The sequence below is a fragment of the Mesorhizobium sp. M8A.F.Ca.ET.161.01.1.1 genome (assembly GCF_004792105.1).
In the GTDB taxonomy this organism is placed as follows: Bacteria; Pseudomonadota; Alphaproteobacteria; order Rhizobiales; family Rhizobiaceae; genus Mesorhizobium.
In genome coordinates this window covers 1-395 of sequence record NZ_SRTD01000132.1, presented here as the reverse complement: position 1 = coordinate 395, position 395 = coordinate 1, and the positions used below count along the sequence as shown (strand labels likewise).

General features: G+C 60.0%; 2 pseudogenes. Both read right to left on the bottom strand.

Features of this window, described 5'->3' with window-relative positions:
- A pseudogene (locus tag EN804_RS38895) lies at positions 1-148 on the bottom strand (alpha-glucoside ABC transporter permease); the annotation flags it as partial.
- 105 nt (positions 149-253) lie between these two features.
- Positions 254-395, bottom strand: a pseudogene (locus EN804_RS34995) (alpha-glucoside ABC transporter substrate-binding protein); the annotation flags it as partial.

Sequence of the window (395 nt, the reverse complement as noted above, 5' to 3'; positions counted from 1 at the left end):
GATTGAGATTGCGGGAGGCATGAAGGACATCTCCCGAGCGGACGGGAAAGATTGCCTGCAACGCCTTATCGGATAGCCAGTAATAGGCAGCACAGGCAAAAACGCCCGCTACCATAACGCCGATGGCGGACACCAGTTGTTGAGCCATGTTCCCTCCCTGATCCTCTCCGCGCCGCGTTGATTTATGCAGCTGTCGGGCCGTTCCTGCGGAAGAGGCCCGGCAGCGAGCCGCCAGGCCTCGTCTTAATCCGTGTTACTTCAGGCCGTCCCAGGCCTTCTGGATATCGGCGGCGACTTGATCGGCAGACTTGCCACCGACGAAATCGATCATGCCGGTCCAGAAAGCGCCGGCGCCGATCTTGCCGGGCATCAGGTCGGAACCGTCAAAACCGAAG